General features: G+C 67.5%; 1 protein-coding gene. It reads right to left on the bottom strand.

The annotated features are described in order from the left end of the window. Positions 1 to 333, bottom strand: a 333-nt coding sequence (locus GVL03_RS21410) for an efflux RND transporter permease subunit (RefSeq protein WP_200847428.1), incomplete at its 3' end; no start/stop codon positions are given. Positions 334 to 400: the final 67 nt, after the last annotated feature.

Here is a 400-nt window from a genome sequence, read left to right as displayed (position 1 = left end):
GTTCTGCACGAGCTGCTGCGCCTTGTCCGGGTCGGTGCCCAGCTTGAAGGTGACGGTGAGGGTCATCACGCCGTCGGTCGTGGCCTGGCTGCCCATGTAGAGCATGCCTTCCACGCCGTTGATGGATTCCTCCAGCGGCGTGGCGACGGTCTCGGCGATCACCTTCGGGTTGGCGCCCGGGTAGGTGGCGCGCACCACGATGGATGGCGGCGCCACTTCCGGATACTCGGAGATGGGCAGCACGCGCATGGCGATGAGCCCGGCCAGGAAGATGATCACCGACAGCACCCCGGCGAAGATGGGGCGGTCGATGAAGAAGCGGGAAAAGTTCATGTTGGCGTCTTTCTCATAGGGAGCGCGGGCCGCTCAGGCCGCCGGCTGGCGCGCGGCGCCGCGGGCC

The sequence above is a fragment of the Microbacterium sp. 18062 genome (assembly GCF_902706225.1).
Lineage (GTDB): Bacteria > Actinomycetota > Actinomycetes > Actinomycetales > Microbacteriaceae > Microbacterium.
Note: the sequence above shows the minus strand (reverse complement) of the source record. Positions and strands in the feature narration are given on the sequence as shown.